Annotated in this window: 21 protein-coding genes and 1 tRNA gene; 13 read left to right on the top strand and 9 right to left on the bottom strand. The window is 60.3% G+C overall.

What is annotated here, in order from left to right; translation table 11 throughout:
• Positions 1 to 2: 2 nt before the first annotated feature.
• Complete coding sequence (locus ACR0FC_RS01495; protein WP_170337642.1) at positions 3 to 1,442, top strand: amidase family protein; 1,440 nt, start codon at positions 3 to 5, stop codon at positions 1,440 to 1,442.
• 263 nt (positions 1,443 to 1,705) lie between these two features.
• On the opposite strand, the gene ACR0FC_RS01490 is transcribed toward ACR0FC_RS01495, so the two are convergent.
• Entirely contained in the window at positions 1,706 to 2,467 is a 762-nt protein-coding gene (locus tag ACR0FC_RS01490) for an NAD kinase (RefSeq protein WP_170337641.1), read from the bottom strand.
• A gap of 168 nt (positions 2,468 to 2,635) precedes the next feature.
• Here ACR0FC_RS01490 and glyA point away from each other — a divergent pair, with 168 nt between their 5' ends.
• The gene (gene glyA / locus ACR0FC_RS01485) at positions 2,636 to 3,931 is read left to right on the top strand and encodes a serine hydroxymethyltransferase (RefSeq protein ID WP_170337640.1); all 1,296 of its coding nucleotides are present in this window, start codon (positions 2,636 to 2,638) and stop codon (positions 3,929 to 3,931) included.
• A 72-nt stretch (positions 3,932 to 4,003) separates the two neighbouring features.
• Here the strand turns inward: glyA and ACR0FC_RS01480 are convergent, their stop codons facing one another.
• Positions 4,004 to 4,378 (bottom strand): hypothetical protein, encoded by a 375-nt coding sequence (locus tag ACR0FC_RS01480; protein ID WP_170337639.1) that lies wholly within the window; start codon positions 4,376 to 4,378, stop codon positions 4,004 to 4,006.
• Between the two features lie 47 nt (positions 4,379 to 4,425).
• On the opposite strand from ACR0FC_RS01480, the gene ACR0FC_RS01475 reads away from it, so the two are divergent.
• Entirely contained in the window at positions 4,426 to 5,229 is an 804-nt protein-coding gene (locus ACR0FC_RS01475) for an alpha/beta fold hydrolase (protein ID WP_254432904.1), read from the top strand.
• A 5-nt stretch (positions 5,230 to 5,234) separates the two neighbouring features.
• Here ACR0FC_RS01475 and ACR0FC_RS01470 read toward each other — a convergent pair whose 3' ends face one another.
• From ACR0FC_RS01470 to ACR0FC_RS01445, 6 genes are all read right to left on the bottom strand, one after another.
• A complete protein-coding gene (locus ACR0FC_RS01470) occupies positions 5,235 to 5,414 on the bottom strand; it encodes a hypothetical protein (RefSeq protein ID WP_170337638.1) in 180 nt (59 codons plus the stop codon).
• Positions 5,415 to 5,498: 84 nt separating this feature from the next.
• A complete protein-coding gene (locus ACR0FC_RS01465; protein WP_093962649.1) occupies positions 5,499 to 5,891 on the bottom strand; it encodes a rhodanese-like domain-containing protein in 393 nt (130 codons plus the stop codon).
• 74 nt (positions 5,892 to 5,965) lie between these two features.
• Positions 5,966 to 7,306, bottom strand: a complete 1,341-nt coding sequence (locus tag ACR0FC_RS01460) for an HlyD family type I secretion periplasmic adaptor subunit (RefSeq protein ID WP_170337636.1) — start codon at positions 7,304 to 7,306, stop codon at positions 5,966 to 5,968.
• Positions 7,307 to 7,318: 12 nt separating this feature from the next.
• Positions 7,319 to 9,610, bottom strand: coding sequence for a type I secretion system permease/ATPase (locus ACR0FC_RS01455; RefSeq protein ID WP_170337635.1), 2,292 nt, complete (start codon positions 9,608 to 9,610; stop codon positions 7,319 to 7,321).
• A 36-nt stretch (positions 9,611 to 9,646) separates the two neighbouring features.
• A complete protein-coding gene (locus ACR0FC_RS01450; RefSeq protein ID WP_170337633.1) occupies positions 9,647 to 11,602 on the bottom strand; it encodes a type I secretion protein in 1,956 nt (651 codons plus the stop codon).
• A 133-nt stretch (positions 11,603 to 11,735) separates the two neighbouring features.
• Positions 11,736 to 14,090, bottom strand: a complete 2,355-nt coding sequence (locus ACR0FC_RS01445) for a hypothetical protein (RefSeq protein ID WP_170337631.1) — start codon at positions 14,088 to 14,090, stop codon at positions 11,736 to 11,738.
• 605 nt (positions 14,091 to 14,695) lie between these two features.
• Between ACR0FC_RS01445 and ACR0FC_RS01440 the strand changes: the two genes are divergently transcribed.
• Positions 14,696 to 15,448 (top strand): helix-turn-helix transcriptional regulator, encoded by a 753-nt coding sequence (locus ACR0FC_RS01440; RefSeq protein ID WP_170337630.1) that lies wholly within the window; start codon positions 14,696 to 14,698, stop codon positions 15,446 to 15,448.
• Complete coding sequence (locus ACR0FC_RS01435; protein ID WP_170337628.1) at positions 15,441 to 15,938, top strand: hypothetical protein; 498 nt, start codon at positions 15,441 to 15,443, stop codon at positions 15,936 to 15,938. The genes ACR0FC_RS01440 and ACR0FC_RS01435 overlap by 8 nt, the downstream gene beginning before the upstream one ends.
• A gap of 32 nt (positions 15,939 to 15,970) precedes the next feature.
• On the opposite strand, the gene ACR0FC_RS01430 is transcribed toward ACR0FC_RS01435, so the two are convergent.
• A tRNA-Leu gene (locus ACR0FC_RS01430) sits at positions 15,971 to 16,056 on the bottom strand.
• Positions 16,057 to 16,293: 237 nt separating this feature from the next.
• Between ACR0FC_RS01430 and ACR0FC_RS01425 the strand changes: the two genes are divergently transcribed.
• The 8 genes from ACR0FC_RS01425 to ACR0FC_RS01390 all read left to right on the top strand — a co-directional run bounded on the left by ACR0FC_RS01425 (position 16,294) and on the right by ACR0FC_RS01390 (position 25,566).
• Complete coding sequence (locus ACR0FC_RS01425; protein WP_170337626.1) at positions 16,294 to 17,337, top strand: pyridoxal-phosphate dependent enzyme; 1,044 nt, start codon at positions 16,294 to 16,296, stop codon at positions 17,335 to 17,337.
• Positions 17,334 to 18,479, top strand: coding sequence for a M24 family metallopeptidase (locus ACR0FC_RS01420; RefSeq protein WP_170337624.1), 1,146 nt, complete (start codon positions 17,334 to 17,336; stop codon positions 18,477 to 18,479). The genes ACR0FC_RS01425 and ACR0FC_RS01420 overlap by 4 nt, the downstream gene beginning before the upstream one ends.
• Positions 18,476 to 19,192, top strand: coding sequence for a maleate cis-trans isomerase family protein (locus tag ACR0FC_RS01415; RefSeq protein WP_170337622.1), 717 nt, complete (start codon positions 18,476 to 18,478; stop codon positions 19,190 to 19,192). The genes ACR0FC_RS01420 and ACR0FC_RS01415 overlap by 4 nt, the downstream gene beginning before the upstream one ends.
• Positions 19,193 to 19,273: 81 nt before the next feature.
• Complete coding sequence (locus tag ACR0FC_RS01410) at positions 19,274 to 20,422, top strand: ABC transporter ATP-binding protein (protein ID WP_217358561.1); 1,149 nt, start codon at positions 19,274 to 19,276, stop codon at positions 20,420 to 20,422.
• A gap of 103 nt (positions 20,423 to 20,525) precedes the next feature.
• On the top strand, positions 20,526 to 21,617 hold the full coding sequence (locus tag ACR0FC_RS01405) for an extracellular solute-binding protein (protein ID WP_093962659.1): 1,092 nt from the start codon (positions 20,526 to 20,528) through the stop codon (positions 21,615 to 21,617).
• Positions 21,618 to 21,690: 73 nt separating this feature from the next.
• The gene (locus tag ACR0FC_RS01400) at positions 21,691 to 22,965 is read left to right on the top strand and encodes an ABC transporter permease (RefSeq protein ID WP_170337618.1); all 1,275 of its coding nucleotides are present in this window, start codon (positions 21,691 to 21,693) and stop codon (positions 22,963 to 22,965) included.
• Positions 22,966 to 22,970: 5 nt separating this feature from the next.
• Positions 22,971 to 24,182 (top strand): ABC transporter permease, encoded by a 1,212-nt coding sequence (locus ACR0FC_RS01395; RefSeq protein ID WP_093962661.1) that lies wholly within the window; start codon positions 22,971 to 22,973, stop codon positions 24,180 to 24,182.
• A 163-nt stretch (positions 24,183 to 24,345) separates the two neighbouring features.
• Complete coding sequence (locus tag ACR0FC_RS01390; protein ID WP_170337616.1) at positions 24,346 to 25,566, top strand: aminopeptidase P family protein; 1,221 nt, start codon at positions 24,346 to 24,348, stop codon at positions 25,564 to 25,566.
• Positions 25,567 to 25,600 lie beyond the last annotated feature (34 nt).

The raw sequence follows: 25,600 nt of genomic DNA, 5'->3' as shown, positions 1-25,600 counted from the left end.
ACATGGCAAATGACGACATCTGGCGCCTGAGCGCTGCAGAACTAGCAAAACTGACCCGCTCCGGCGAATTGAGCGCGACCGAAGCCGTCCAAAGTGCGATCGACCGGATGCACGCGCTGAACCCGGCGCTGAATGCCGTCGTCGAAGACCTCAGCACCGAGGCGCAGGAGCGCGCCCGCGCCCTCGATGCCCAGTGGGCGCGCGGCGAACCGACCGGCCCGCTGCACGGCGTTCCCGTCACGATCAAAGTCAATGTCGACCAGAAAGACCATGCCACGACCAATGGCGTGGCCGCTCTGAAAGACGTAATTGCCCCTGACGATGCGCCCGTCGTGTCGAACCTGCTGAAGGCCGGTGCGGTGGTGATCGGCCGGACCAACACGCCCGAGTTCTCATTCCGCGCCGACACCGACAACCCGCTGTATGGGCGCACGCACAACCCGTGGGGACAGCATATTTCGCCCGGCGGCTCCTCGGGCGGGGCCGGCGTGGCGGTGATGACGGGCATGGGGGCGCTGGCGCATGGCAACGACATCGGCGGCAGCCTGCGGTTCCCGGCCGCGGCCCTTGGCGCGGTCACAGTGAAGCCGGGCCTTGGCCGCGTCCCCGCATGGAACCCAAGCCAAACCGCCGAACGCGGTCTGCTGGCGCAACTGATGTCGGTGCAAGGACTGATCACCCGCAGCGCGGTTGACCTGCACCTGGCCATGCCCAGCCTCATCGCGCCGGATCCGCGCGATCCGTTTCACGTTCCGCTGCCATGGCGCATGGCCGAGCCTGACCAGCAGCCGCGGGTGGCTTTCACCAAGAACACTTTCGGTTACGATCTCCACCCCGAGGTCGACAAGGCGCTGGACACGGCCCGTGATGCACTGGTTGATGCCGGGTACACCGTTGACGAGATCGACGCTCCGAACGTTTTTGAATGTGGACGGATTGGTTATCGCGCATTAATGGGCGAGGTTCTGACCCTGATGAAAGCCGATGTCGAGGCGGCCGGGTCCGAGACCATCCAACGCATCTTTGCCACTTACTTCCAGGAATTTCCCCCGATCACCGGACCGGACCTGATCCGGGCGCTGGCGCAGCGCAGCCACCATGCGCGGGAATGGTCCCTGTTCATGGAGGACTATCCGCTGGTGCTGTCTCCTTTCCTGCCGCAGCCCTTTTTCAGACCCGACCGCGACACAGAAGGCTCGGAAGGTGTGCACGAAGTGCTGGGCTGCGCAGTCTATTCCTACGCCATGAACTTTCTGGGCCTACCCGCCGCCTGCGTTCCGGCGCGTTTGGCCGAATTGCCGAACGGGCGCCAACCAATCAACGTTCAGATCGCGGCGCAGCGCTGGCGCGAGGACCTTGCCGTGGACGCAGCCGTCGCAATTGAAGCCCGGGTTGGTCGTATGGCTGATCACCTGTGGGCCGATCTGGCAAGCACGGGCTGAAACACCAACCGCTTTCAAATGCCCCAAAATAATTGACCCCGGGACTGAGAGCCCGGGGTCCACGTGCTAAAATATGCCCGGATTGTGATGACGAGCGTAGCACCACCCACCCTCGCCAGCGCGAAAACTGCGCAATCATCCGAAAACACCATTTGGTGGCCACTCACTCCCACCGCGGCGTGTTCTCCGGGCAGGTTCAGCATAGCTGAGAGATGGTCAGCGTCCTGTGAACTGCTTCACATAAGCCCGAGAATTTCGGGAATTTATGTGAATTGTTCAATCGTTAGACGCTCTTCCAGGCCATGCCCGGGGTCAAACAGGATCCTGTGGCGGATCTTGGGTTCCGACCGAATCTCGACCCAATCGATATCCGGAAAGGATATGGAATCAGCGTCCGCCATCACCGGGCGCTTGTCGGCTTCAAGCACGTCAAAGCGCACGTGCGCCGTGCTGGGCAGCAACGCACCGCGCCACCGCCGAGGGCGAAAGGCCGCAATGGCCGTCAGCGCCAGAACGTCCGACCCAATGGGCAGAATCGGGCCATGTGCCGAATAGTTGTAGGCGGTCGACCCGGCGGGCGTGGACAACAGCGCGCCATCACAGACCAGTTCGGCCAACCGCACGCGGCCATTCACGCTGATCTTCAGGCGCGCGGCTTGCGGACCGGCGCGCAGCAACGAAACCTCGTTAATCGCAAGGGCTTCGTGCACCTGTCCCGATTGGTCCATGGCCTTCATCGTCAAGGGGTTGATGACTTCTTCTTCGGCGGCTCTCAGACGCTCCATCAGATCGGCTTCGTGGAACTCGTTCATCAGAAACCCGATGGTCCCGCGATTCATGCCGTAGACCGGCACATCCAGATGCTGCGTGTTGTGCAGCGTCCGCAACATGAACCCGTCGCCGCCCAGCGCCACGATGACATCCGCATCTCGGGGCGCCGCATTGCCATAGCGTGCCACCAGTTTGTTGCGGGCCGACTGCGCGACATCCACGTCGCTGGCGAGAAAAGCGATTCTCTTGGTCATGTTTTCCGGTTTCCGGTGCTGCGCATTTGGTTCCGAAACAAACATACCTTTCCCCATTAGGCCAGACGTGACGCCGCAGCTGGCCATTTCGTCGCTTTAAAGTCTTTTTCATCCGTACAGTTTCCTATAGGAAATCCGCCAAACCAACCTCAGCCATGCGGAGCGCCCATGAACGCCAACCTTCGTGATACCGGTTTCTTCACCCAGTCCCTCGCGGATCGTGACCCTGAACTTTTTGGGGCAATCACCTCCGAACTGGGACGTCAGCGCGACGAGATCGAGCTGATCGCTTCGGAAAACATCGTCAGCGCAGCCGTCATGGAGGCGCAGGGCTCGGTCATGACCAACAAATACGCCGAAGGCTATCCCGGTCGGCGTTACTATGGCGGCTGCCAGTTCGTCGACATCGCCGAGAACCTGGCCATCGACCGCGCCAAGCAACTGTTCGGTTGCGAATTCGCCAACGTGCAGCCGAATTCGGGATCACAAGCCAACCAGGGCGTGTTCCAGGCGCTGATCCAGCCGGGCGACACCATTCTGGGCATGAGCCTGGATGCTGGCGGTCACCTGACCCATGGCGCCAAGCCCAACCAGTCGGGCAAGTGGTTCAATGCGGTTCAGTACGGCGTGCGCAAGCAGGACAACATGCTGGACTACGATCAGGTCGAGGCGCTGGCCAAAGAACACCAGCCCAAGCTGATCATCGCCGGCGGCTCTGCCATTCCGCGCCAGATCGACTTTGCACGCATGCGCGAGATCGCCGACATGGTGGGCGCCTATCTGCACGTGGACATGGCGCATTTCGCCGGTCTGGTCGCCGCGGGCGAGCATCCCAGCCCCTTCCCGCACGCGCATGTGGCCACGACCACCACGCACAAAACCCTGCGCGGCCCGCGTGGCGGCATGATCCTGACCAATGACGAGACGATCGCCAAGAAGGTGAATTCGGCGATCTTCCCGGGCATCCAGGGCGGCCCACTGATGCATGTGATCGCGGCAAAGGCCGTGGCATTTGGCGAGGCGCTGCAGCCTTCGTTCAAAGACTACATCAAACAGGTCGTCGTCAACGCTCAGGCGTTGTCGGATCAACTGATCAAGGGCGGCCTGGACACGGTGACCCACGGCACCGACACCCATGTTGTTCTGGTCGACCTGCGCCCCAAGGGCGTCAAGGGCAACGCGACCGAAAAGGCGCTGGGCCGTGCGCACATCACCTGCAACAAGAACGGCGTGCCGTTCGATCCAGAAAAGCCGACCGTGACCAGCGGCATCCGTCTGGGTTCGCCCGCCGGCACGACCCGAGGCTTTGGAGAGCCCGAGTTCCGCCAGATTGCGGATTGGATCATCGAGGTGGTCGATGGACTGGCCGCCAATGGTGAAGACAACAACGGTGAGGTCGAGGCGCGGGTCAAAGCGCAGGTCGCGGATCTGTGCGCAAAGTTCCCGATCTACCCGAACCTCTGACGCTACAAGTTTAGAAACAACAAGATGGCGCCTTTTTCGGGCGCCATTTTTCCTTGCCGGCAGATGCCCTGATCAGATCAGACCGCGCCACCAAAGCACGACAAGGAACAGTGCGGCCAAGGCCAGAATGTTGAAGGCCAGCCCCCCGAGCATGCCCAGGAACCAACCCCAGCGGCGATCCGCCAGATTAATGGCGCGCAGATGCGACTGAACATCCTTCGCCGCCTTTTCCAGGGTCGGCGAGTCCAGGGTCAGCCGGAGCTTGGGATGCTCGACCAACGGCTCGGCACGGGCGAGTTCCATTGCCTGTTTGTAGACCTTACGCGGCAAGCGACGCTTGGCACGGCGCACCGACTCGGCCAGGGTCTTGCCCTTTGCGCCCAGTTTTTTGCGCAACAGGATTATCGTCTGCGCGATCTGGGTCTGAATTTCTGTTTCCTGAGCCATGCGCCCCTCCTGATGGGGCAATCTAACGGTCTGCGCAGGCGGTCACAATGGGGCTGGTTGTCCGGGGCGCCGGAGGCTATCAGAAAGACATGCTGAACACGATCACACATGGCGAACCGACGTCCCGCACACCGCTGCTGATTGCCCATGGGCTATACGGATCGGCCCGAAACTGGGGGGTGATCGCGCGTCGGCTGTCAGACGAACGTCAGGTGGTGGCGGTCGACATGCGCAATCACGCCCACAGCTTCTGGGACGACCGGCACGATTATCCGGCATTGGCGGATGATTTGGCTGAGGTCATCGAAAGCATGGGCGGCGTGGCAGACGTGATCGGGCATTCGATGGGCGGCAAGTCGGCAATGACATTGGCGCTCGAGCATGGCGAAATGGTCAACAGGTTGGTCGTGGCGGACATTGCTCCGGTTCGGTACAGCCACACGCAAATGCAATATATCGAGGCCATGCGCGCCGTGGACATGACACAGGTCGCGCGCCGCTCGGATGTGGAACAGCAACTGGCCGATCTCGGAGTCGAGAAGGCGTTGCAGAGCTTCTTCACTCAGTCGCTGGACGTTCCCGGCAAACGTTGGCGGCTGAATCTGGACGTATTGGCCAAAGAGATGTCGAATATCATGGGTTTTCCGGACTTTACCTCGCACTGGGACGGTCCGGCGCTGTTTCTCGCCGGTGCGGAGTCGGACTATGTTCAGGCAAGTCACCGCGAAATCATCAAATCCTTGTTCCCGAACGCCCGTTTCGCCAAGATTCTGGGCGCAGGCCATTGGTTGCACGCCGAAAAACCGCGTGAGTTCGAAGCTGCCGTCCGGACATTTCTGAACGCCGCCTAAGCTCTCTATTGGTATAGGCGCTTGGCGACCAGCCAGGATGCGGGCAAAGCCGCGACCGCTCCGACGGCTGCGGCGCCCACGATGGCCAGGGCCGAAACCATCCCCGCGGTCAGCACGGCGATAACGGCCGTCCCCACGAGGGCGGTCGCGATCAGGGAATACAGTAGCGCTGAAAGTCTCATCATGGCCAGTCGTCCTTATTGATGGCGTCTGACCCTCAGATTGCCGAAGCGGAAAAAATCGGCCTTGATGCAGATCAGGCTGGGTTCCTACATCCCGGAATCAACCGGGCCGACATAGTCGCCCCCGCCGTTTACCCAGTCCGAGAACCCACCCAGGTTGTAGACATGCTGATACCCCATGTCCTTGAGCAACTTGCCCGCAAGTGCCGCCCGTCCGCCCGAGGCGCAATGCAGAATGATCGGGCGATCTTTCCGCAGCTCGGGGTCATGCGACTGCAGCGCAGGATCGGCACGAAACTCGAGCATACCGCGTGAGATATGGTGAGACCCAACGGCGCGACCGGTCTTTTCCAGTTCAGGCGCATCGCGAATATCCAGTAGCAGCGCACCCTGCTGCAATAACTCTCTTGCTTGCGCGGCGCTGATACGTTGAACAACGGAATTCGCGGCCTCAAGCATCTCTTGAACGGTCAATGGCATTCGTGCGGTCCCTCCCGGATTTTCACGAATGCTAGCACGGGGCCTTTTGTATTTGTAAGCGCTATGATGGGCGCCTATTGCTCGCGAAAGGCCCGAGACATGCTGTCGACGATCGGCTTGGCGATATACGCGGCAAAGGTGCGTTCTTCGGTCTGGATCATGATCTCCGCCGGCATACCGGGGGTCGGAATGAAGCCCCGTACGCGGTCCATCTCTTCGGGCTTCAACGACACCCGGGCCAGATAGACCTCTTGCGGTATTCCGCTGGCTTCTTCCAGAATCGCGTCCGCCGAGACGTAGAAGACTTCGCCCGTCAGAACCGGTGTCGTGCGCTGATTTAGAGCCACCAACCGCACGGTCGCGGCCTGGCCGGTTACAACGCTGTCGATATCGGTGCGCGGGATCTGGGCCTCAATGATCAGCGGGGCATCGGCTGGCAGGATTTCGGCAATCGGCTTGCCGGTCTCGATGACGCCGCCCGGCGTGTGATAGTGCAGTCGCACGACCGTGCCATCAACCGGGGCGCGCACCACCGCGCGGGCAAGAACACTGCTGGCCTGGCGCGATTTTTCCCGCACGCTTTCCAGATCCGCCTCGATCACACCCAATTCGTCCAGCGCCGCTTCGCGATAGGCCGACCGGGTCCGGGTGATCTGCTCTTCGTATTTCAGCAGCATCTGGCTGGTTTCCGAGGCCTCGGCCACCAGTCGGGCCAATTGCCCGTCCGCTTCGGCCTGGACCCGTCGGATGGTGTTCAACTCACCCTTTCGGACAAGCCCTTTTTCGAACAACGAGTTCTTGGTTTCGTATTCTTCCTGAAGGATCGCCTTGCGGCGCTCCATGCTTTCCAATTGCGCCTCGAAGCCGCTGGCCCTGATCTTCAGCGCCTCGATATTGCGTTCGAGAAGGGCAATGTCATTCAGCAGCGTTTTGCGCGAGACTTCAAAACTGAGGCGCTGATTGTCGAGAATGGTCATAACCTCCACGTCGTCGGACGCCTCGATCAAGGCGGGTGAGAACTCCAGAGTGTCCTTTTCGGCGTATTCGGCCAGCAAGCGTTCGACCATCGCCTTAAGGCGGATCTTGCGGATAAACAATTCACGCTCATTTGCCTCGGCCGAGGTCTGGTCCAGTGTCATCAAGACCTGACCCTCCTGTACGGTCTGGCCTTCGGTGACCAGGATCTGTTCGATGATGCCTCCTTCAAGATGCTGAACGATCTTGTTGCGCCCGGTGGCAACAAAGCTGCCTTGTGCAATCACTGCGGCCGCGAGCGGCGCCTGAAACGACCACAGGCCGAACCCGCCGAAACAGGCTACCAGCAAAACGGTGCCCACGACTATGAACTTGGTTATCGATCTCGGAACCTCGGCGTACCAAAGGGCGGGATCGTCTACTTGTACCAACTCGTTCATCTTTACCCCCGTCTACCCTTTCAACTCGGGCTGCTGACGCGGCCCGTTCAGTTGCTGCAGCACCTGCTCACGCTGACCGAACAGGGCGACCCGCCCGTCCGTCAGCAGCATGATCTTGTCCACCACGTTCAAAAGCGTTGGTTTCTGAGTGATCACAACCACAGTAATCTTGTTTTCCCTCGCCTGCTCGATCGCCCGGGCAAGAGCCTTGTCGCCCGCGACATCCAGGTTCGAGTTCGGCTCGTCCAGTACCACCATCCGCGGATTGCCAAAGAACGCGCGGGCCAGCGCGATCCTTTGTTTCTGACCGCCAGACAGGGGCGAGCCATCGGCAGTGACCACCGTTTCATAGCCCTGTGGCAAGGTGGCGATCATGTTGTGCACGTCGGCCAGAACTGCAGCATCATGAATTTGCTCATCGGTGGCATCGGCGCGCATTCGGCCGATATTGTCCTTGATCGTGCCCGGAAACAGCTGAACGTCCTGCGGCAGGTACCCGATGCTTTCGCCGAACTGGCGCGGATCCCAGTTTCGGATATCCATCAGGTCGAGCCGCACGCTGCCCGAAGTCGGCAGAATCGATCCTACCAGCGTTTTGCCCAGCGTGGTCTTGCCCGCGCCCGAGTTGCCGATGATCGCCAGCGTCTCGCCCGGGTTGAGCGAAAAACTGATGCCGTTGAGAACCACGCGTTTGGTACCCCCGGGTACAAACAGAAGGCGTTCAACATCCACTCGTCCCTCGGGGCGGGGCAAGCGCAGCTTCTCATACTGAAGCGCCGAATTGGACAGCAATGCCTTGATGCGGCTGTAGGCACCGCGGGTCAGCAGGAATGTATTCCAGCCCTCGATTGACCCTTCGATTGGCGCAAAAGCCCGCCCAGCGATGATCGAGGCCGCGATCACCATGCCGCCCGTGATTTCGCCTTGCAGGGCCAGATAGGCCCCCCATCCCAGAATGCCGACCTGCGTCAGCAGGCGTACGGTGCGCGAGATCGCCGCGAACACCACGTTTCGGTCCTGCGCCCGGACCTGCCAGGTCAGGGAGTTGGCGGTGTCGCGTCCCCAGATCCGAACCGCCTCGGGGATCATTGCAAGTGCGTTGATGATCTGGCTGTTCCGCGACATCGAATCCAGATGCTGGTTGGCCAGAGATTGGGCCATGTTGGCCTCGGCAAACGGTTTGGCCGTCATCCGCTGGTTGATCAGCGCGATAACCATCAGGATCACGGCCGTCACCACCACGATCATGCCCAACTCTGGGTGAACCAGAAAAATCATAAGGATGAACAACGGCGCAAAAGGAACATCCAAAAAGGAGAGAAGGGTGCTTGAAACGAGAAAGCCGCGGATTTGCTGCAGATCACCCAGCGTCTGATACTCGCGTCCCGTCCCGTGCAACGAGGCATGCGCTGCGGCACTGAGGGTCGGAGCACCCAGTCGCGCCGCCACTTCGACCCCGGTGCGCATCAACATGAAGCGCCGCACCGCATCGAAAGCCGATTGAAAGATGATTGCCCCGGCCACGATCGCGGTCAGCATGATCAGCGTGTCCAACGAGCGGCTGGTCAGCACCCGGTCACTGATCTGGAACAGGTAGATCGGGATCGCCAGGATCAACAGATTGGTCGCGCAGGTCAGTACCAGAACAAAGGCAAGGTTTCGCCATATCGCTCGCATCGAGGTCCGAAGGGTGCGTTGAAAGTCTTCGGGCGGCGTGCGTTTGTGAAAAGTTTGGGGTGGCCCTTTGCCGCCGCCATCGCTTGAACCAGTGCGCAGCAGCGGCTTGTTCGCTTCGGCCTCGATAGTGGTGCCCATGCGATCCGTCCCACCCGACCGGGACGAGGGGGTCATGCGCGCGGTCGGGCTTTCGGCGGTTTGCGGTTCCGAGTCCTCGGCATTGGCCACCCCTTCGCCGTCACCCGCACGCCCTTCCACGGCGACGGTCTCCGGCGTTTCGCGCCGTCGGGGAGAAGCGGCGCTGAATGTTGTTTCCAGTGTGCTGTCGTCTGTTATTTTCTGATCGGTTTCGTTCCGGGCTTCCGGTGCCGGAGCCGCAGCATTTCGCGCAACCTCATGCTCATTCTGCGCTGTCGCCGGGCCCTCCTGCGCTGCCTTGTTCTGGCTCTGCTCGGTCACGGGCACGCGCATCTCCTTGGTCAGCCTTAGCCGTGCGGTCAGCCGTTCCGCTTCAAATGACGAGCCAGACACCATGTCGCTGGGTCGCAAAGTCAAAGGCTGCCCGCTTCCCGACCGGTCCAGCGGGCTGGCATATCGGGTGCGGCGCGACGAAAAAACGATCGACATAAACAAACCTTCCGGTCACTCGTAAAAAAGGGAAAATCAGGTCAGGATGGATTGCATTCCTACATTGGCGTCCAAGTCTTCGGGGGTCAGGACAGGAGCGGTCGGGCCGCTGACTGCTTGCCCGGCGGTCATTGCCTCCTCCATCAGGATTGCGATGGCTTCATTGGCAAATTCCGGGCCGATCTCATTCTCGGGCAAGTCGATGAGACTGGCCTGGTGCAGCAAAAGCTCGGAATATGCGCCCTGCCCGGCCATGACCACGGAGTCCACACCCAGCTTGTTGATGTTGGCCGCATTCAGCATCGCGTTGCTGCCGGACACGACTTCGGTACTGGCACCGTGCGGACCGGACAGGAAAATGTCATCCTGATCGGCAAGCATCGTGACCTGCTCAAGAATATTCACCTGCAACAGGTTTCCGTCGATCTTCAGAACGCGCATCTGCTCCATACCCGCGAACATCGGATCGTTCAGCAATGCGTCCTCGAGCGCGGCCATGTTCATTTCATTCAGAGCCATGGCCTCGGCCATGTTCTCCTCAAGCGCCTCCTGCAGGTCCAGGCCGTTGGTCATCACCGAAGCCTGGTTCATCAGCAGATTTTCGTTCGCACCTCCGGCAGGTCCGGCTAGGCCGCCTGACACCACGTCGTCATCCATCAGGACAAGCGTCTGGAACAACATGTCGACCGAGATCATGTCGCCGCCGATCATGATCAGGTCATAGTAACTGCCGAGTTGAACAATATCGGCCACGTTGACCATCTGGTTGCCACCCATCGCATACATGGTCGAAGATGCGGAAATCTCGGTCTGGATATGGTCGATGTCGGTGGCGTTGATGACCTGCTTGAGGAAGTTGGCAACCACCAGATCGCCATGGATCCAGTCGACGGTCAAAAAGGACGGCTGCCCGGCCCCACCAGCGACAGCCGAGGTTTCGGCAAGCCAGGGCGCAGGATTCGCCTCGGTTTCAATCCGGGCGGATTGGACGACGTTGGTGCCCGCACCGCTGCCGGTGTTTCCGACATCAACATCTGATACCAGCGCGACCTGGCTGATCATCGTCAGGCTGATTGCTTGTCCACCCACGGCGATGAAGGGGGCGTCCACCCAACCGACGTTCAGCGCGACTTCGTTGATTGCAAGATTGCCGCCGGTGACAACGGAATGACCCTCGTGCGACTCCGGCCCTTCGGACTGGTTCCACTCGGCCGGATAGGACTGTGACACCAGATTTTCCTCAGCCTCCTCGGGCTGGTGGTAGGCCGGCAGAAGATCGCTCCAGACCGGAGCCTCCGACACGTGTTGACCGTTGACGATGATGCCTTCCGCGTCTTCACCATGGAATTGGTGAACCGTGACACCTTGTACCGATCCGTTCATCGGTGTCGTTATCTGTTCGACCAGCGTATCCAGGTATTCTGGCGTCATGTAGTCCGGTATCGCCAGTGAAGGCACCGCCATCGCATGAAGCGACTGCGCCACGTCCAGCGCGGCCTCGGCCTGCGCAGTCAGCATCGCCGCATCGCGGAAGTCGCCCGCGCCGACGGTATCATTGTCGCGCAGGACCAATGTCTGGAATGTGTAAGTGACGGCAGACCCTATCAGGTCGCTGACGACCTGAGGCTGCAGCATCAAGAATTGCGGCCCGACCGAGATGGGCAATTCGGACTGCGGAACAAATCCGCCCGGCGCCAATGGGTCACCGATCTGGATGCTCGACTCGAGCATCGGACCGGCCGGAGGCAGCGGCAACTGCGGGTCCGCGGGCGGTTCGGGGAAACGGTAGGGAAGCGGGTCGTAGTCCTTGGGCTTCAGATCCAGATCGGCCTTGACGACAATTCTGATCGGATCCCCCAGGCCTTCAACTTCGGCCAGCCGTCGAAGCGCCGTAAACTCCTCGTATTGCTGCCGCAGGATGGCCTGTTCCATCGTGAGCTGAAAAGTACCGATAAAATGGGCGATCGTTTCCGTAATGCTGTCAAGTGACATCTGGACTATCCCTGTCACCCTTTCCGGCAGAAAATTTCCGGGTCTGGGTTAAGTTGGACCGAGGCCATGAAGCACGGCCCCGGTGTTTTCATCAAAGACCGGAGGCCGAAATCGCGGCCTCCGGGGTCAGGCATTATGCCTCGGTGTCGTCGCTCGCGTAGGTCGAGCTCATCGAACCGCCAACCATCGTGGTATCGACCGAGTTGCCAAGCACGTTGGCGCCCATGACGATTGTCTGGTTGAAGGCCGAGGTATCGACCACTGCTGCTGCCGACGCGTAGGATTCACCAGTAACGATACCGTCGCCACCATTGTTGGAACCCCAGGTGCCGCCATTGCCGCCGGCTCCGCCGTCACCCGAATAGGCGCCGGCCGCGCTGCCACCGGTGACTGCGCCACCCGTGGTATCGCCGGACATGGCGCTACCCATGGCGTAGCCGCTGGTACCGCCATTGGCCGCAGACGCACCGCCTGCACCACCGGCTCCCGAGCTGGCCGCGCCAGTCGCGCTGCCGGATCCGGTCGAGGTGGCATCGTTGTCGGTGTACGACGCGCCGCCGTATCCCGCGATGGCTTCGGCCAAGCTGTCGGCGGAACCGTTTGTGTCAGCGTCAGCAAAGACTTCTGCCGCACCACCGGTACCGGCCGTGTTGACCGCGTCCGCAGAACCCGCACCGTTACCGGACGAGGTGGACGTGGGCGTCGTGGTCCCACCGGCTCCGCCAGCGCCTTCTGCACTGGACGAACCCGAACCGGTTCCATTTGCCGCGCCATTGGCCGCGTTCGAACCGCCGGCTCCGCCGGTTCCGGTCGACGTCTGCGGGTTGCTGGCCGCACCGTTCACGTCACCGGGCGACTGACTGATATTCGGACCGCTTGCTGCCAGATCGCCGACGCCCTGTGCGCCAGAGTTGGCTGCCGAGCTGCCGCCCGTGCCCGCTCCGCCGGACCCTGCGCCACCGGTTCCGGCACCGCCGGTTCCTGCGCCGCCGGTTCCGGCACCACCGGTGCCCGCTCCGCCGGTACCCGGGTTGTTGCCTGTGGTTCCGCCGCCGCCGGTCGCAGCGTCGGTATCAGCCGCATTCAAGGCCGGACCACCATCCGCGATTTCCTGGTTCAGCGCCGCGATGGCCGCTTCGACCATGGCCGAGAATCCGCCGGATCCCTCGCCACCAGAGCCTTCGCCACCAGCACCTTCACCACCCGAGCCCGAGCCGCCGGAACCCGTGCCACCGGAACCAGACCCGCCGGTGCCATTGGCGCCACTTTGCGCGCCGCTGCCAGCCATGCCCGCACCCGTGTTGCTTCCGGCCGTCGCTTCATTCGCTTCGGTCGTACCGGTGCTATTGTTCGATGCAGAACCCGAGTTCGATGACTCGCCGTTGCCGCCATTGGCGCCGTTCGCACCCGACTCGTTTCCGGCCAGGCCAAGGCCCGCGCCGATCGAACCGGTCGCGTTTTCACCACCGTTGGCATTGCCTTCCGAGTTGGCGCCGGACAGTCCCAGACCAAGGCCAAGACCGATCGAGCCGGCATTACCGCCTTCACCGCCAGTTCCCTGGCCGTTGGCATTCGAACTGCCGGTGTTGTTGGCGCTGGAGGTGCTGTTGGCGTTGCCGCCATTGCCAGCCGTGCTTTCGCCACTGGCTTCGGCGCCCGACAGACCAAGACCCAGGCTCGTGTTGTTGGCGCCGCCCGAAGCCGCACCGTTGCCGCCTTGCGAAGCCGCGCCGGCATTGCCGGTGTGGCCGCCCAGCGCGAATGCGTGGCTGCCATTGGTCTCGCCGCTTGCTGCACCGCCGTAGCTGGTTCCGCCAGAACCCGAGTTACCGCCGCCGGAGGAGGAACCGATGCCTTCTTCGGCATAGGCCGAACCGCCCGTCGCGCTGCCGTTCTGATAGAACGAGCCGTCATTCGACAGGCTGGGCGAATCCAGCGTGTCATCGTCACTCAGGCTGGCCAACTGGTTGTTGATCGACGACATGTCATTGCCGTCACCATTCATCGAGATGGACAGGTTCAGATCATCGCCGGGATCATAATTCACGTCGTTTCCGGCCGTGATGACATCACCGATCGATGCCGAGTCACCGATATCCAGATCGACCTGGTCATCGTCGCGCGGGATCCACTCGCCTTCACCGAAATCGATGTTGATCGAGTTTGCGATGCTGTTGCTGTCATCGCCGCCATTGACGTTCGATTGCTGCTGACCTTGCTGTTGGCCCTGCTGCTGCGCTTGGCCCTGATCCTGACCCTGGGCCTGTTCGTTTGCAACCTCGGTCGCCTGAGCCTGAGCCTGGTTCTGTTCGTCTTCGTTGTTTGCAGCGTTTTGAACTTCCTGACCCTGCTGCTGTTGCTGCGCGGTCAGTTCGGCCTCGATATTTGCTTCTTCAACGGGAATTTCCACCGAGATCGGAGCTTCGAGATTTTCAACATTAACTTCGTCAACGGTCGTGACATTGGTATTGTTCACATTGCGTCGCATAACAATCTTCCATTTTTGAAGCGCCAGACCGCCATTCATCTACAAAGCGATATTCGGCGCGGTTGAAAAATATTATTGAGCATCCATTCGCGAAACTGCGCATGTCTGCGGCCTTGTCTTTCGAATGATGTGTTGTCACCCCCCTTTTCTCGGCCAAGCCGATTCCGTGACTGCTCAAAATCACGCGAAAATACGCGGGCCGCAGACACGCCAGGTACAAGTACACTTCGCAAATTGAAGCACGACACAGGGTACAGATGCCGTTCGGCCTGCCTAGCTGGCAGAAAGTATTAACATCACTAAAAGGCTGATTTGCTTGATGTATTACTCGAACACGCATTTCATGGCCGAGTTCGGAGCCGAATTGGCCAGCGACAAAGGTTGGTGAATTAAAGTTCTTTGTATCCAGATATTTAAGCGGTCCGACCGTCAAACGGCCTTAATCGAAAGTTCTAAACTCTGGTGATTCTCAAAGCCGTACAGTTGTCGAAAACTGAACTTTCTGGTATACTCAATACATAATTTTAATTGTTTTTATTCAGTTTCACCTCGGCCAATAACGGCCAATTCAGGACGTAATCCGGGGTATTTAGGGGGGCACAAGAATGAGCATTTCCGAATTAAGTAACAGTTCCTGCACGATCGACGAAAACGAAGATTTTATGATTGTTTTTATTGGGAAAGAGCTCTTCTACTCCAACCAAACCCTGCGAAGCGTTCAGCACGAATTCGGTGTGGCAGCCCATCGGTTTGAATCTCTCGCGGCATTCTTGTCCCAAGCCAGCAATGCTGAGGGTTCCGGCAAGATTGTTGTCGTGGATCAGATCATGATGGAGGATCTGCTGGCCCGTCCCTCCGATTATGTCCGATCGTCCATGCCGGGATGCCTTGCCTTCGCATACCGCAAAGAGGACGCAGCCCGTTTCGTTTTCGAGCGATGGGACCGATCCCGGTACGGATCAATCGGGTTTCTTCCGATGAACGTCGCTCCGGACGCATGGCGCGCGATCCTGCGGCTGCTGATGCATGAAGAGTTGTACCTGCCGGGATTTGTAGCCAATTGCGTTGCATCGAAGCCGTGCGCGAAAACCCCAACTGCAGCCCGGGAAACTCCGAAATCCCCTGCGGCTGGCCCTCTGTTGTCTAAACTGACCAGGCGCGAGAAGCAGGTTCTGCAGCTTGTCTCCGAAGGCAAAAGCAACAAGGCTATCGCTGCCCAGTTGGGTATCACCGAACACACGGTCAAGCTGCACATGCACAACGTGTCGGGCAAGATCGGTGTCAGCAACAGAACGGCAGCGGCGCATTTCTTCTTTGAGGCGGCGGCGCAAGACGCGCACCGAACTTCGGTTGACTGACGACTTCGAAGCCAGGTTCGATCGGTTGATCCTTTTGGTCGGCCGCCTGAACTATGTCTGGACGAACACCGAAAGCCTGCTGATACATCTGATTGCCGGCCTCTCGGGGACCAGCAAAGACGTAGCCGTCATCACTTTCCTCACCCTGAACACGACCCGCGCCCGAATTGATCTGGTCGAGCGTCTGGCAAAGATGGACGGAAGGCCGGTCTCGGTTCGTGATCCTATCCTTGAGCACACGCAGCGGCTCAGCCGTCTGTCGGGCATACGCAACAAGTTCAACCACTGCATCTATTCCTTCGACCAGGAAACCGGGAATCCCAAGACGATCCTGATGCGCATTGCCGATCGAAAAACCGACATCAAGCTGGGGCGCGAAGATACGGTCGACGAACAGGCGATGCAGGAAATCGAGGATGTCGTAGCGCAGCTGTCGGCGGCGAACCAGGACATATGGCGGCTGATCTCCAAGCTGGGTTATCCGGTCTGACGATCGCCCTCGGCCAAGCCGACCATTGTGTTTGGTGCGGGCGGTGGGACTCGAACCCACACGGCGCTAAGGCCTTCGGATTTTAAGTCCGATATGTCTACCATTCCATCACGCCCGCATCCGGCCGGTCTGGTGCACCGGCAACGGATCACGTGCCGAACACTTACACGCACCCATTCCGATTGCAAAGACCGCAAGCAGTTAATTCGCCAGCCTGATCAACGCCGTGCGGTTCAGTGCAAGCAGCCAATTTCCCAAGGGAAGAAGAAGCGCGCAATTCTCGCATTCCACCCCTTTGCCTTGACAGATCGACTGCATTTCTATGACGTCTGCCGGATCGTTGAGGGAGGCCGCGATGAAGACCGTCACCAACCCGTATCGGGGCAAAGGCAAACTGCTTTCTCAGGCACCCTTCCCTTCAACCAACTCGAACCGGTTGGCACAGCTTCTTTCTCTGTGCCCGGCCTCCGGCTTGACACCACTGGCCGAAGCGTCGGGTTTGGCGCCCGTTTCCCGCCTTTGGATCAAAGATGAACGGACGCGGATGAATCTCGGGTCGTTCAAGGCATTGGGCGCGGCCTATGTCATCGCCTGTCAAGCGAGCGAGGCCACCGAGACACCCGACAACACATCCCTTGCCGGCCGCACTTATGTTACGGCCAGCGCCGGGAACCACGGCCTCAGCATGGCTGCGGGTGCACGCGTTTTTGGTGCGAATGCCGTGGTGTTCATTTCTGAAACCGTGCCCGAAAGCTTTGCGCAGCGCCTTGCGGCGCAAGGTGCGCGAGTGGTGCGCGAAGGCGTCGATTACGCCGCAAGCATGAACGCCGCGAGCCGCGCGGCGAACGACAACGACTGGACGCTTCTGTCAGACAGCTCTTGGGAAGGGTATTATGACCTGCCCCATCTCTTGATGGAGGGGTACGTTCAAATGGCCGTCGAGGCGGTTGATCAATGTCCCGAACCTCCGACATTGATCCTGCTGCAGGCCGGAGTGGGAGGCATGGCGGGCGCCGTTGCCGCATGTTTCCGAAACGCTTGGGGAGACGACCCCAGGATCGTCGTGGTCGAACCGGCCGCAGCCCCGGCGCTGATGGCCAGCATCCAAGCCGGCGCGCCGGTCTTTGCAGACGGTCCGGACAGCATCATGGGACGGCTGGATTGCAAGGAGCCATCGCTGATTGCGCTGAATGGATTGGCGCGGGATGCCGATCTGTTTCTGACGCTGGACGATGACACCGTGGCCGCTCAGCTTCCAGTCATGGCAGAGGCCGGGTTCGAAACGACTGCGTCAGGCGGGGCCGGACTGGCTGCCGTTCTGGATGCCGATAGCCGCAACTTGCTCAAAATCGGACCACAGGACCGCGTTTTGTGCGTCGTGACCGAGCAAGCCTCATGAGAGGGTTCGAACAAGCCGAATTCGAGGACAGAACTTCGCGTGCGCAGGATCTCATGCAAGAGCATGGACTGGACGCCCTGCTGCTGACGACCGAGCCCGACGTCCGGTATTTCAGCGGCTTTCTGACCCGGTTCTGGGAAAGCCCGACGCGCCCCTGGTTCCTTGTCGTTCCTGCGACCGGTAAACCTATCGCCGTGATCCCGTCGATTGGAGCGGCCTTGATGGCGCAGACCTGGATCGAAGACATCCGCACTTGGACCGCCCCGGATCTGGCAGACGACGGAGTATCGTTGCTGGCCGAAACCCTACGCGAACTCGTTCCGGACGACGGCTTGATCGGATGCCCCGACGGGCATGAAACGCACCTGCGGATGCCGCTCGCAGATTTGGCGCGTCTGAAATCCGAAGTCAACCGCCGCAGGATCGCCAGCGACGCAGGCATTCTGCGCGACCTGCGCATGGTCAAATCCCAAGCCGAAATCAAAAAGATCCAAACCGCGTGCCGGATCGCAGGGGAAGCTTTTGAGCGGGTTCCTGAGATTGCATCGGCCGGTGTTCCTCTGGATCAGGTCTTTCGACGGTTTCAGATGTTGTGTCTCGATGAAGGCGCCGATTGGGTGCCTTATCTTGCCGGCGCTGCCGACCTGGGCGGATATGACGACGTGATCTCACCGGCAACCCAACGACCGTTGAAGCCGGGCGACGTGCTTGTGTTGGATACCGGGCTGGTCTGGGATGGGTATTTTTGCGATTTCGACCGCAACTGGTCCGTCGGCCCGGCCAGTCCGGCCGTGCGCGCGGCGCACCACGCGCTGATCGATGCCACCGAGGCTGCGTTCGAGCAGGCCAGACCGGGCGCGACGGCCTCGGACCTGTATCACGCGATGAACTCGGTCCTGTCCCATGGCGGCGGCGGGACCGAAGCCGGGCGCCTGGGCCACGGGTTGGGCATGTCATTGACCGAGTGGCCTTCGCTCATCCCATCGGATCACACGGTTCTGAAACCCGGAATGGTGTTGACGCTGGAGCCAGGTATTGAGGTCGGTAGCAAAATACTTGTGCACGAGGAAAACGTGCTGATCACCGAAGGCGCACCCCGGTTCCTGAGTCCCAAAGCAGGACGGGAGATTCCCGAGCTATGACAACACTGCCATTTTCTCTGGACACGGATGACCCGGGTATATCTCCGCTTGGCCTGATCGTTTTGCAGACAGACGAAACGATCGAAGGCGATTTCCGCAGGCTTTTTGCCGGCGACCCGTCACCCGTTTATGTCTCGCGCATAACCAGCGACCCGCAGGTCACGACCAAGACGTTGACCCGCATGAAACATGCGCTTCCAGCGGCGGCAGATTTACTGCCCAAGGCGCACCCCTTCCGGGCTGTGGGTTACGCCTGCACCTCGGCAAGCTCGGTCATCGGATCGGAAAAGGTCGAAGAACTGGTAAAGCAGACTTGTGACGTGCAAACGGTGACCAACCCTCTGCGCGCCGCGGTTGCTCAGGCGCGCGAATTGGGTGTGTCACGCTTTGCACTGCTGTCCCCTTATGAGGAGCAGGTCAACACGGCGCTTCGCGCGGCCTTCGCCGATCAAGGGATCCTCATGGATGTGTTCGGCACCTTTGGGATTTCCGAAGAAGCAAAGGTCGTCCGGATATCAACGCAATCCATCGTTGACGCCGCGGTGAGGCTGGGTTCGGACAGAGCGGTCGAAGCTGTTTTTCTCAGCTGCACCAACCTTCGCACGTTGGACGCCATCCCGCAGATCCATGAACAGATTGGCAAACCGGTCTTGTCCAGCAATCAGGCCCTTGCGTGGCACATGCAGCGCCTCAACACTGCGCAAAATCGCTGAATTCCCCCCAATGGGGATTGGTTTTTGTCATTGAGTCTTGCCAGCCGGACATTGCTGCGTCTTTAATGTGCTCAGGGATCAATGAAATCCGGACCAACCGGATCAAGAATTGACGCAACAGGGGGTCTTGTGACCGGCACTTCTAGCGACGCCGCGTTTGTCGAATTTCAACGCGTTCAAAAATCGTATGACGGCGAAAATCTTGTCGTCAAAGACCTTAACCTCGCGATGCCAAAGGGCGAGTTTCTGACAATGTTGGGCCCATCGGGATCTGGCAAGACCACTTGCCTGATGATGCTGGCCGGGTTCGAAACTGCGACGCATGGCGAAATTCTGTTGGATGGGCGACCGATCAACAACATTCCGCCGCACAAGCGTGGCATCGGGATGGTGTTTCAGAACTATGCCCTGTTCCCGCACATGACTGTGGCCGAGAACCTCGCCTTTCCGCTGGAAGTCCGAAAAATCGGCAAGTCCGAGCGCGAAGAAAAGGTCCAGCGCGCCCTCGACATGGTGCAGATGGGTGCCTTCGGCAGCCGCAGACCCGCTCAGCTGTCAGGCGGACAACAACAGCGTATCGCCTTGGCCCGCGCGCTGGTCTTCGAACCCGAATTGGTTCTGATGGACGAACCGCTGGGCGCATTGGACAAACAGCTGCGCGAGCACATGCAGTTTGAAATCACGCGTCTGGCCCATGAATTGGGGATCACGACCGTCTATGTGACCCACGACCAGACCGAAGCGCTGACCATGTCAGATCGCGTAGCGGTATTTGACGATGGTCGGATCCAACAGCTTGCACCGCCTGACCAGCTTTATGAAGAGCCGGAAAACAGTTTCGTTGCGCAGTTCATCGGCGAAAACAACACGCTGGAAGGCGTTCTGAAATCAATCGATGGCGGGAAATGCGTCGTAGCGCTGGACGATGGGTCCGAGATTGATGCGGTTCCGATCAACGTCAGCCAACCGGGGGAAAGGACCAAGGTCTCGATCCGGCCCGAGCGCGTGGAATTCAACAAGGATCGCCTCAGCCCCGAAGCGCATACGCTCAAGGCTGTGGTCAAGGAATTCATCTACATGGGCGATGTATTCAGGTTCCGCATGTCGGTGGCCGGCAATGATGAATTCATCGTCAAGACCCGGAATGCCCCTGACGCCGTCAGGCTGACACCGGGTCAGGAGATCGAGATCGGATGGCTGGCGCAGGATTGCCGCGCTCTGGACGCCTAGGCGCGCCCGGCTTCGCAATCCGCCCCCAAGCCGAAAGAACCGACCGACGAAAACCCGTGCGTTGGTCGACAAATCAAAAAACGGGAAAAACTGGGAGCTACATATGAAACGTACCACCACAATGCTGACAGCTGTTGCTCTGGCAACTGCAGCAGGCGGAGTTTCCGCCGAAGAAATGACGATCGTGTCCTGGGGCGGCGCCTATTCCAAGTCGCAGCTCAAGGCCTATCACGAGCCCTATTCGGAAAAGACCGGCGTCACCATCCTGAACGATGACAGCTCGGCCGAGGCCGTGGCCAAATTGCGCGCCATGAACGAGGCGGGCAACATCACATGGGATGTGGTCGACGTGGTTGCCGCGGACGCGATCCGTCTGTGTGACGAAGGTCTGGCAATGGAAATCGACCCGGACACCCAGCTGGCGCCTGCGCCGGACGGCACCCCGGCTTCGGAAGACTTCGGCGATCTGCTGGTCAGCGAATGCTTCATCCCTCAGATCGTGTATTCGACCACCTTTGGGTATCGGACCGACATGGTCGGGGACAACCCGCCGACCGACATCTGCGCGGTCTTCGACCTGGAGACCTATCCCGGCAAGCGGTCGCTGGAAAAGCGCCCGATCAACAACATGGAATGGGCCCTGCTGTGCGACGGCGTCCCTAAGGACGAAGTGTATGACGTTCTGGCAACCGACGAAGGCCAGGATCGTGCTCTGAAGAAGCTGGACACCATCAAGGACAGCGTCGTCTGGTGGTCCGCCGGTGCCGATACGCCCCAGCTGCTGGCTGACGGCGAAGTCGTCATGGGCTCGACCTACAATGGCCGCCTGTTCAGCGTCATCGAAGAGCAGAAACAGCCCGTCGCCATGCTGTGGGACGCGCAGGTCTTCGATCTGGACGGCTGGATCATTCCCGCCGGTCTGAGCGAAGAGCGCAAGCAGCGCGCGCTGGACTACATCATGTTCGCGACCGACACCCAGCGCCTGGCGGATCAGGCCAAATACATCTCGTACGGCCCGGCTCGCGCTTCGTCGGCTCCGCTGGTCGGCAAGCATGCCGAACTGGGAATCGACATGGCTCCGCACATGCCGACCGATCCGGAAAACGCCAAGAACACGTTCCTCTACAACTACGAGTTCTGGGCTGACTACCGCGATGACATCGACGCCAAATTCCAGGCGTGGTTGGCGCAATAAGAGCTTGAATCTCTGAAGAAACGTCAGGTGGCGGTGCGCCGCCATCTGACCCGGGCACAACCAAGAGGCACTGATGACTGACGCAAGCCAAACAGCAGGACCCATGCTGGCAGCGGACGGAACGCCGCTCAAGCAATCGCTGGCGCGTTCATTGCGACGTCAGAAACTGCGCGCGCTTATGCTGATCGCGCCTTTGCTTCTGTTCGTGCTGTTTTCCTTCCTCGTACCGATCGCATCGATGCTGTTTCGGTCGGTGGAAAATGGGATTGTCTCGGAAACCCTGCCCCTGACGGTCGAAGCGCTGGACAACTGGGATGAAACCAGCGGCGAATTGCCGGGCGAGGACGTCTATGATGCCTTCGTTCGTGACATGGTGGTCGCGATCGAAAACAAGGAACACACCCGGCTTGGAACGCGTCTGAACTACGAAGAAACCGGCATGTCTTCGCTGTTCCGCCAGTCAGGCCGCAAGATCAAACGGCTGGACCCCGAAACCGACGGTCCGTTCAAGGAAAAGCTGATCGAGATCCACGACGGCTGGGGGGACCCGCAGACGTGGCGCGTGATCAAAACCCATGCGGTTCCGATCACCAACGGTTACTTCCTGAACGCAATCGACATGCGGCGCACCCCGGAAGGTGCTCAGGCTCAGCCGGAAGACAAGCAGATTCTTATCAAGCTGTTCGGGCGTACGTTGTTCATGTCGCTGGTAATCACCGGGGCCTGCATCCTGCTGGCCTATCCGGTCAGCTACCTGCTGGCGACCCTGCCAATGCGCGTGTCGAACCTGCTGATGATTCTGGTTCTGCTGCCCTTCTGGACGTCGCTTCTGGTGCGGACATCCGCATGGAAGGTCATGCTGCAGCAGCAGGGCGTTATAAACGACACCCTCGTCTGGCTCGGGCTGGTCGCAGATGACGCCCGGCTGATCATCATCAACAACCAGATCGGCACGATCATTGCCATGACGCATATCCTGCTGCCGTTCATGATCCTGCCGATGTATTCGGTGATGCAGACGATTCCGCCATCCTACACCCGCGCGGCCAAATCCATGGGCGCGACGAACTGGACCACGTTCTGGCGGATCTACTTCCCGCAATCCATCCCGGGCATCGGAGCGGGATCGATCCTCGTGTTCATTCTGGCAATCGGCTACTACATCACGCCCGAAATCGTGGGCGGCACCAAGGGTGTCTTCATCTCGAACCGGATTGCCTATCACATATCGTCGTCGTTGAACTGGGGCCTGGCTGCAGCATTGGGGACGATCCTGCTGGCGGTGGTTCTGATCCTCTACTGGGTCTACGACAAGATCGTGGGCATCGATAACGTGAAGCTGGGGTAATCGACATGGCCGCACTGACACCAATTTCGCGCAAGCCCCTATCCATGGTCCTGCCCAGCGTCGCACTGGCCGGCGCGTTTGCCGGCATGTTTGTTGGCGCAGGAAACGGCTCGGTCCCCCTGGGAATGATCGGCGGCGCGGCGCTGACGGCCCTTTTGGCCTGGATCTACATCTCGGTCCTCAAGAACGAGAGGCTTGCCTACTGGATCAACATCATCGGCTTCGCGGCCGTCGGCTTCGCGGTTTCCGGGCCGATGGGCGGTGTGCTCGGCTTCTTGGGCGGCTGGTTTTTCGCATGGTTCACATTCTGGCTGTACGAGGGCCGATACCGCCGCAAACTGCTGCCTTATCTGACGGCACAGCAGGTGTTCTATCACTATCTGTTCCGGGTGATCTGCGGCGCGATCTTCGTTTTCCTGATCACGCCAATTCTGGTTGTTCTTCCGCTGTCGTTCAACGCGCAGGACTTCTTTACCTTTACGCCCGAGATGCTGCGGCTGGACCCCGAAGGGTATTCACTGAAGCATTACCAGGATTTCTTCACCAACAACGAATGGCAGCGCAGCTTCAAGAACTCGCTGATCATCGCGCCCATCGCGACTATCATATCGGTAACGCTGGGAACGCTGGCGGCCATCGGTCTCAGCCAATCGCATGTGCCTGGGCGGCGCGCCATCATGGGGATCCTGATTTCTCCGATGATCGTGCCGCTGATCATCTCGGCCACGGGCATGTTCTTCTTCTACAGCGACATCGGCCGCTTCCTTGAAGGCACTTTGGGCATGAACAAGACCTTTGTGGGCTATCTCAAGGTGATTCTGGCCCACGCCGTTCTGGGCATTCCCTTCGTCATCATCACCGTGACGGCCACGCTGGTCGGGTTTGACCGCTCGCTGACGCGGGCCGCTGCGAATATGGGCGCGGGCCCGGTGCGGACCTTCTTCAAGATCCAGATGCCCCTGATCCTGCCGGGCGTGATCTCGGGCGGGCTGTTCGCCTTCATCACTTCGTTCGACGAGGTGGTCGTGGTGCTGTTCGTCGGATCGGCCAGCCAAAAGACCCTGCCTTGGCAGATGTTCACGGGCCTGCGCGAGCAGATCAGCCCGACCATCCTGGCCGTGGCCACGATCCTCGTCGTCATCTCGATCGCGCTGCTCACCACGGTTGAGCTGCTGCGGCGGCGGTCGGAACGTCTGCGCGGGCTGACGCCGGCTTGACCGGCGGCATTTGCTGATCTAACGATTTCCTGGTTCACCCCCTGCTGCGATGGCGTCGCAGCACCCAAGGGGGTGATCGGCTCTCGGACCCCGAGACCGCCTGTCCTGTACGCCGGGACATGTGGCCGGGCTTTGCACGTCCGGCAAAGAAACGAGAGAGCACATGACAGACCTTTCAAATCGCCCCGAATTCTTCACCTGCCACAACGGCGACAAGGCGCCCCTGCCCTTCAGTCGGGCCGAGTACGACCGCCGGTTGGCCAAACTGCGCGCCATCATGGCGCAGCGGGACATCCCGGTCGTTCTGCTGACCTCGATGCAGAACATCGCCTACTACTCGGGCTTTTTGTACTGCGCCTTCGGCCGGCCCTATGGCTGCGTGGTGACGCAGGACACTTGCACCACCGTGTCGGCGAATATCGACGCGGGCCAGCCCTGGCGCCGGTCGGTCGAAGACAACGTGATCTACACCGACTGGAAGCGCGACAACTACTGGCGCGCCGTAGCCAGCCTGATCGGGAATGCCCGCCGGATCGGCATCGAAAGCGACCACATGACGCTGGCTGCGCGCGACACGGCCCTGGCCATGCTGAACCAGCCCGAGCTTGTGGACATCGCTCCCGACACGATGGCCGCGCGGATGGTGAAATCGGCCGAGGAGATCGAACTGATCAAGGGCGGCGCCCGCACGGCGGATGTGGGCGGCGCAGCCATCCATGCCGCGATCCGTGAAGGTGCCACCGAGATCGAGATTGCCATGGCCGGCCGCGACGCGATGGAGATCGAGATCGCCCGCGCCTATCCCGAAGCCGAGTACCGCGACACCTGGGTCTGGTTCCAGTCAGGCCTGAACACCGACGGCGCGCACAACCCCGTCACCAAGCGGGCGCTGCAGAAAGGCGATATCCTGTCGCTCAACACCTTCCCGATGATCTCGGGCTATTACACCGCGCTGGAACGCACCCTGTTCCTGGGCGAGCCCGACGCCGACAGCCTACGCCTGTGGCAGGCCAATGTCGCCGCCCACGAACTGGGGCTGAGCCTGATCAAACCCGGCGCGACCTGTTCCGGCATCACAGCCGAGATCAACCGGTTCTTCGCCGATCAGGGCCTGCTGCAATACCGCTCGTTCGGATATGGCCATTCCTTCGGCATCCTCAGCCACTATTACGGCCGCGAGGCGGGCCTGGAACTGCGCGAGGACATCGACACAGTGCTCGAGCCGGGCATGGTGGTGTCCATCGAGCCGATGCTGTGGATTCCCGAAGGTCAGCCCGGCGCGGGCGGCTACCGCGAGCACGACATTCTGGTCGTAGGCAAGGACGGGGCCGAGAATATCACCGGCTTTCCGTACGGACCGGAACACAACATCATCCAGGCGTGATGCAGAGGGGGCGCGGCATCGGCCTTGCCCCTGT

Source organism: Ruegeria sp. BB9 (assembly GCF_056539345.1).
Note: the sequence above shows the minus strand (reverse complement) of the source record. Positions and strands in the feature narration are given on the sequence as shown.

Excerpts from the sequence above, each read along its gene's own strand:
- ACR0FC_RS01495 (WP_170337642.1), top strand. The coding sequence starts at position 3 with ATGGCAAATGACGACATCTGGCGCCTGAGCGCTGCAGAACTAGCAAAA.
- ACR0FC_RS01490 (WP_170337641.1), bottom strand. The coding sequence starts at position 2,467 with ATGACCAAGAGAATCGCTTTTCTCGCCAGCGACGTGGATGTCGCGCAG.
- glyA (WP_170337640.1), top strand. The coding sequence starts at position 2,636 with ATGAACGCCAACCTTCGTGATACCGGTTTCTTCACCCAGTCCCTCGCG.
- ACR0FC_RS01480 (WP_170337639.1), bottom strand. The coding sequence starts at position 4,378 with ATGGCTCAGGAAACAGAAATTCAGACCCAGATCGCGCAGACGATAATC.
- ACR0FC_RS01475 (WP_254432904.1), top strand. The coding sequence starts at position 4,426 with ATGGGGCTGGTTGTCCGGGGCGCCGGAGGCTATCAGAAAGACATGCTG.
- ACR0FC_RS01470 (WP_170337638.1), bottom strand. The coding sequence starts at position 5,414 with ATGATGAGACTTTCAGCGCTACTGTATTCCCTGATCGCGACCGCCCTC.
- ACR0FC_RS01465 (WP_093962649.1), bottom strand. The coding sequence starts at position 5,891 with ATGCCATTGACCGTTCAAGAGATGCTTGAGGCCGCGAATTCCGTTGTT.
- ACR0FC_RS01460 (WP_170337636.1), bottom strand. The coding sequence starts at position 7,306 with ATGAACGAGTTGGTACAAGTAGACGATCCCGCCCTTTGGTACGCCGAG.
- ACR0FC_RS01455 (WP_170337635.1), bottom strand. The coding sequence starts at position 9,610 with ATGTCGATCGTTTTTTCGTCGCGCCGCACCCGATATGCCAGCCCGCTG.
- ACR0FC_RS01450 (WP_170337633.1), bottom strand. The coding sequence starts at position 11,602 with ATGTCACTTGACAGCATTACGGAAACGATCGCCCATTTTATCGGTACT.
- ACR0FC_RS01445 (WP_170337631.1), bottom strand. The coding sequence starts at position 14,090 with ATGCGACGCAATGTGAACAATACCAATGTCACGACCGTTGACGAAGTT.
- ACR0FC_RS01440 (WP_170337630.1), top strand. The coding sequence starts at position 14,696 with ATGAGCATTTCCGAATTAAGTAACAGTTCCTGCACGATCGACGAAAAC.
- ACR0FC_RS01425 (WP_170337626.1), top strand. The coding sequence starts at position 16,294 with ATGAAGACCGTCACCAACCCGTATCGGGGCAAAGGCAAACTGCTTTCT.
- ACR0FC_RS01420 (WP_170337624.1), top strand. The coding sequence starts at position 17,334 with ATGAGAGGGTTCGAACAAGCCGAATTCGAGGACAGAACTTCGCGTGCG.
- ACR0FC_RS01415 (WP_170337622.1), top strand. The coding sequence starts at position 18,476 with ATGACAACACTGCCATTTTCTCTGGACACGGATGACCCGGGTATATCT.
- ACR0FC_RS01410 (WP_217358561.1), top strand. The coding sequence starts at position 19,274 with ATGAAATCCGGACCAACCGGATCAAGAATTGACGCAACAGGGGGTCTT.
- ACR0FC_RS01405 (WP_093962659.1), top strand. The coding sequence starts at position 20,526 with ATGAAACGTACCACCACAATGCTGACAGCTGTTGCTCTGGCAACTGCA.
- ACR0FC_RS01400 (WP_170337618.1), top strand. The coding sequence starts at position 21,691 with ATGACTGACGCAAGCCAAACAGCAGGACCCATGCTGGCAGCGGACGGA.
- ACR0FC_RS01395 (WP_093962661.1), top strand. The coding sequence starts at position 22,971 with ATGGCCGCACTGACACCAATTTCGCGCAAGCCCCTATCCATGGTCCTG.
- ACR0FC_RS01390 (WP_170337616.1), top strand. The coding sequence starts at position 24,346 with ATGACAGACCTTTCAAATCGCCCCGAATTCTTCACCTGCCACAACGGC.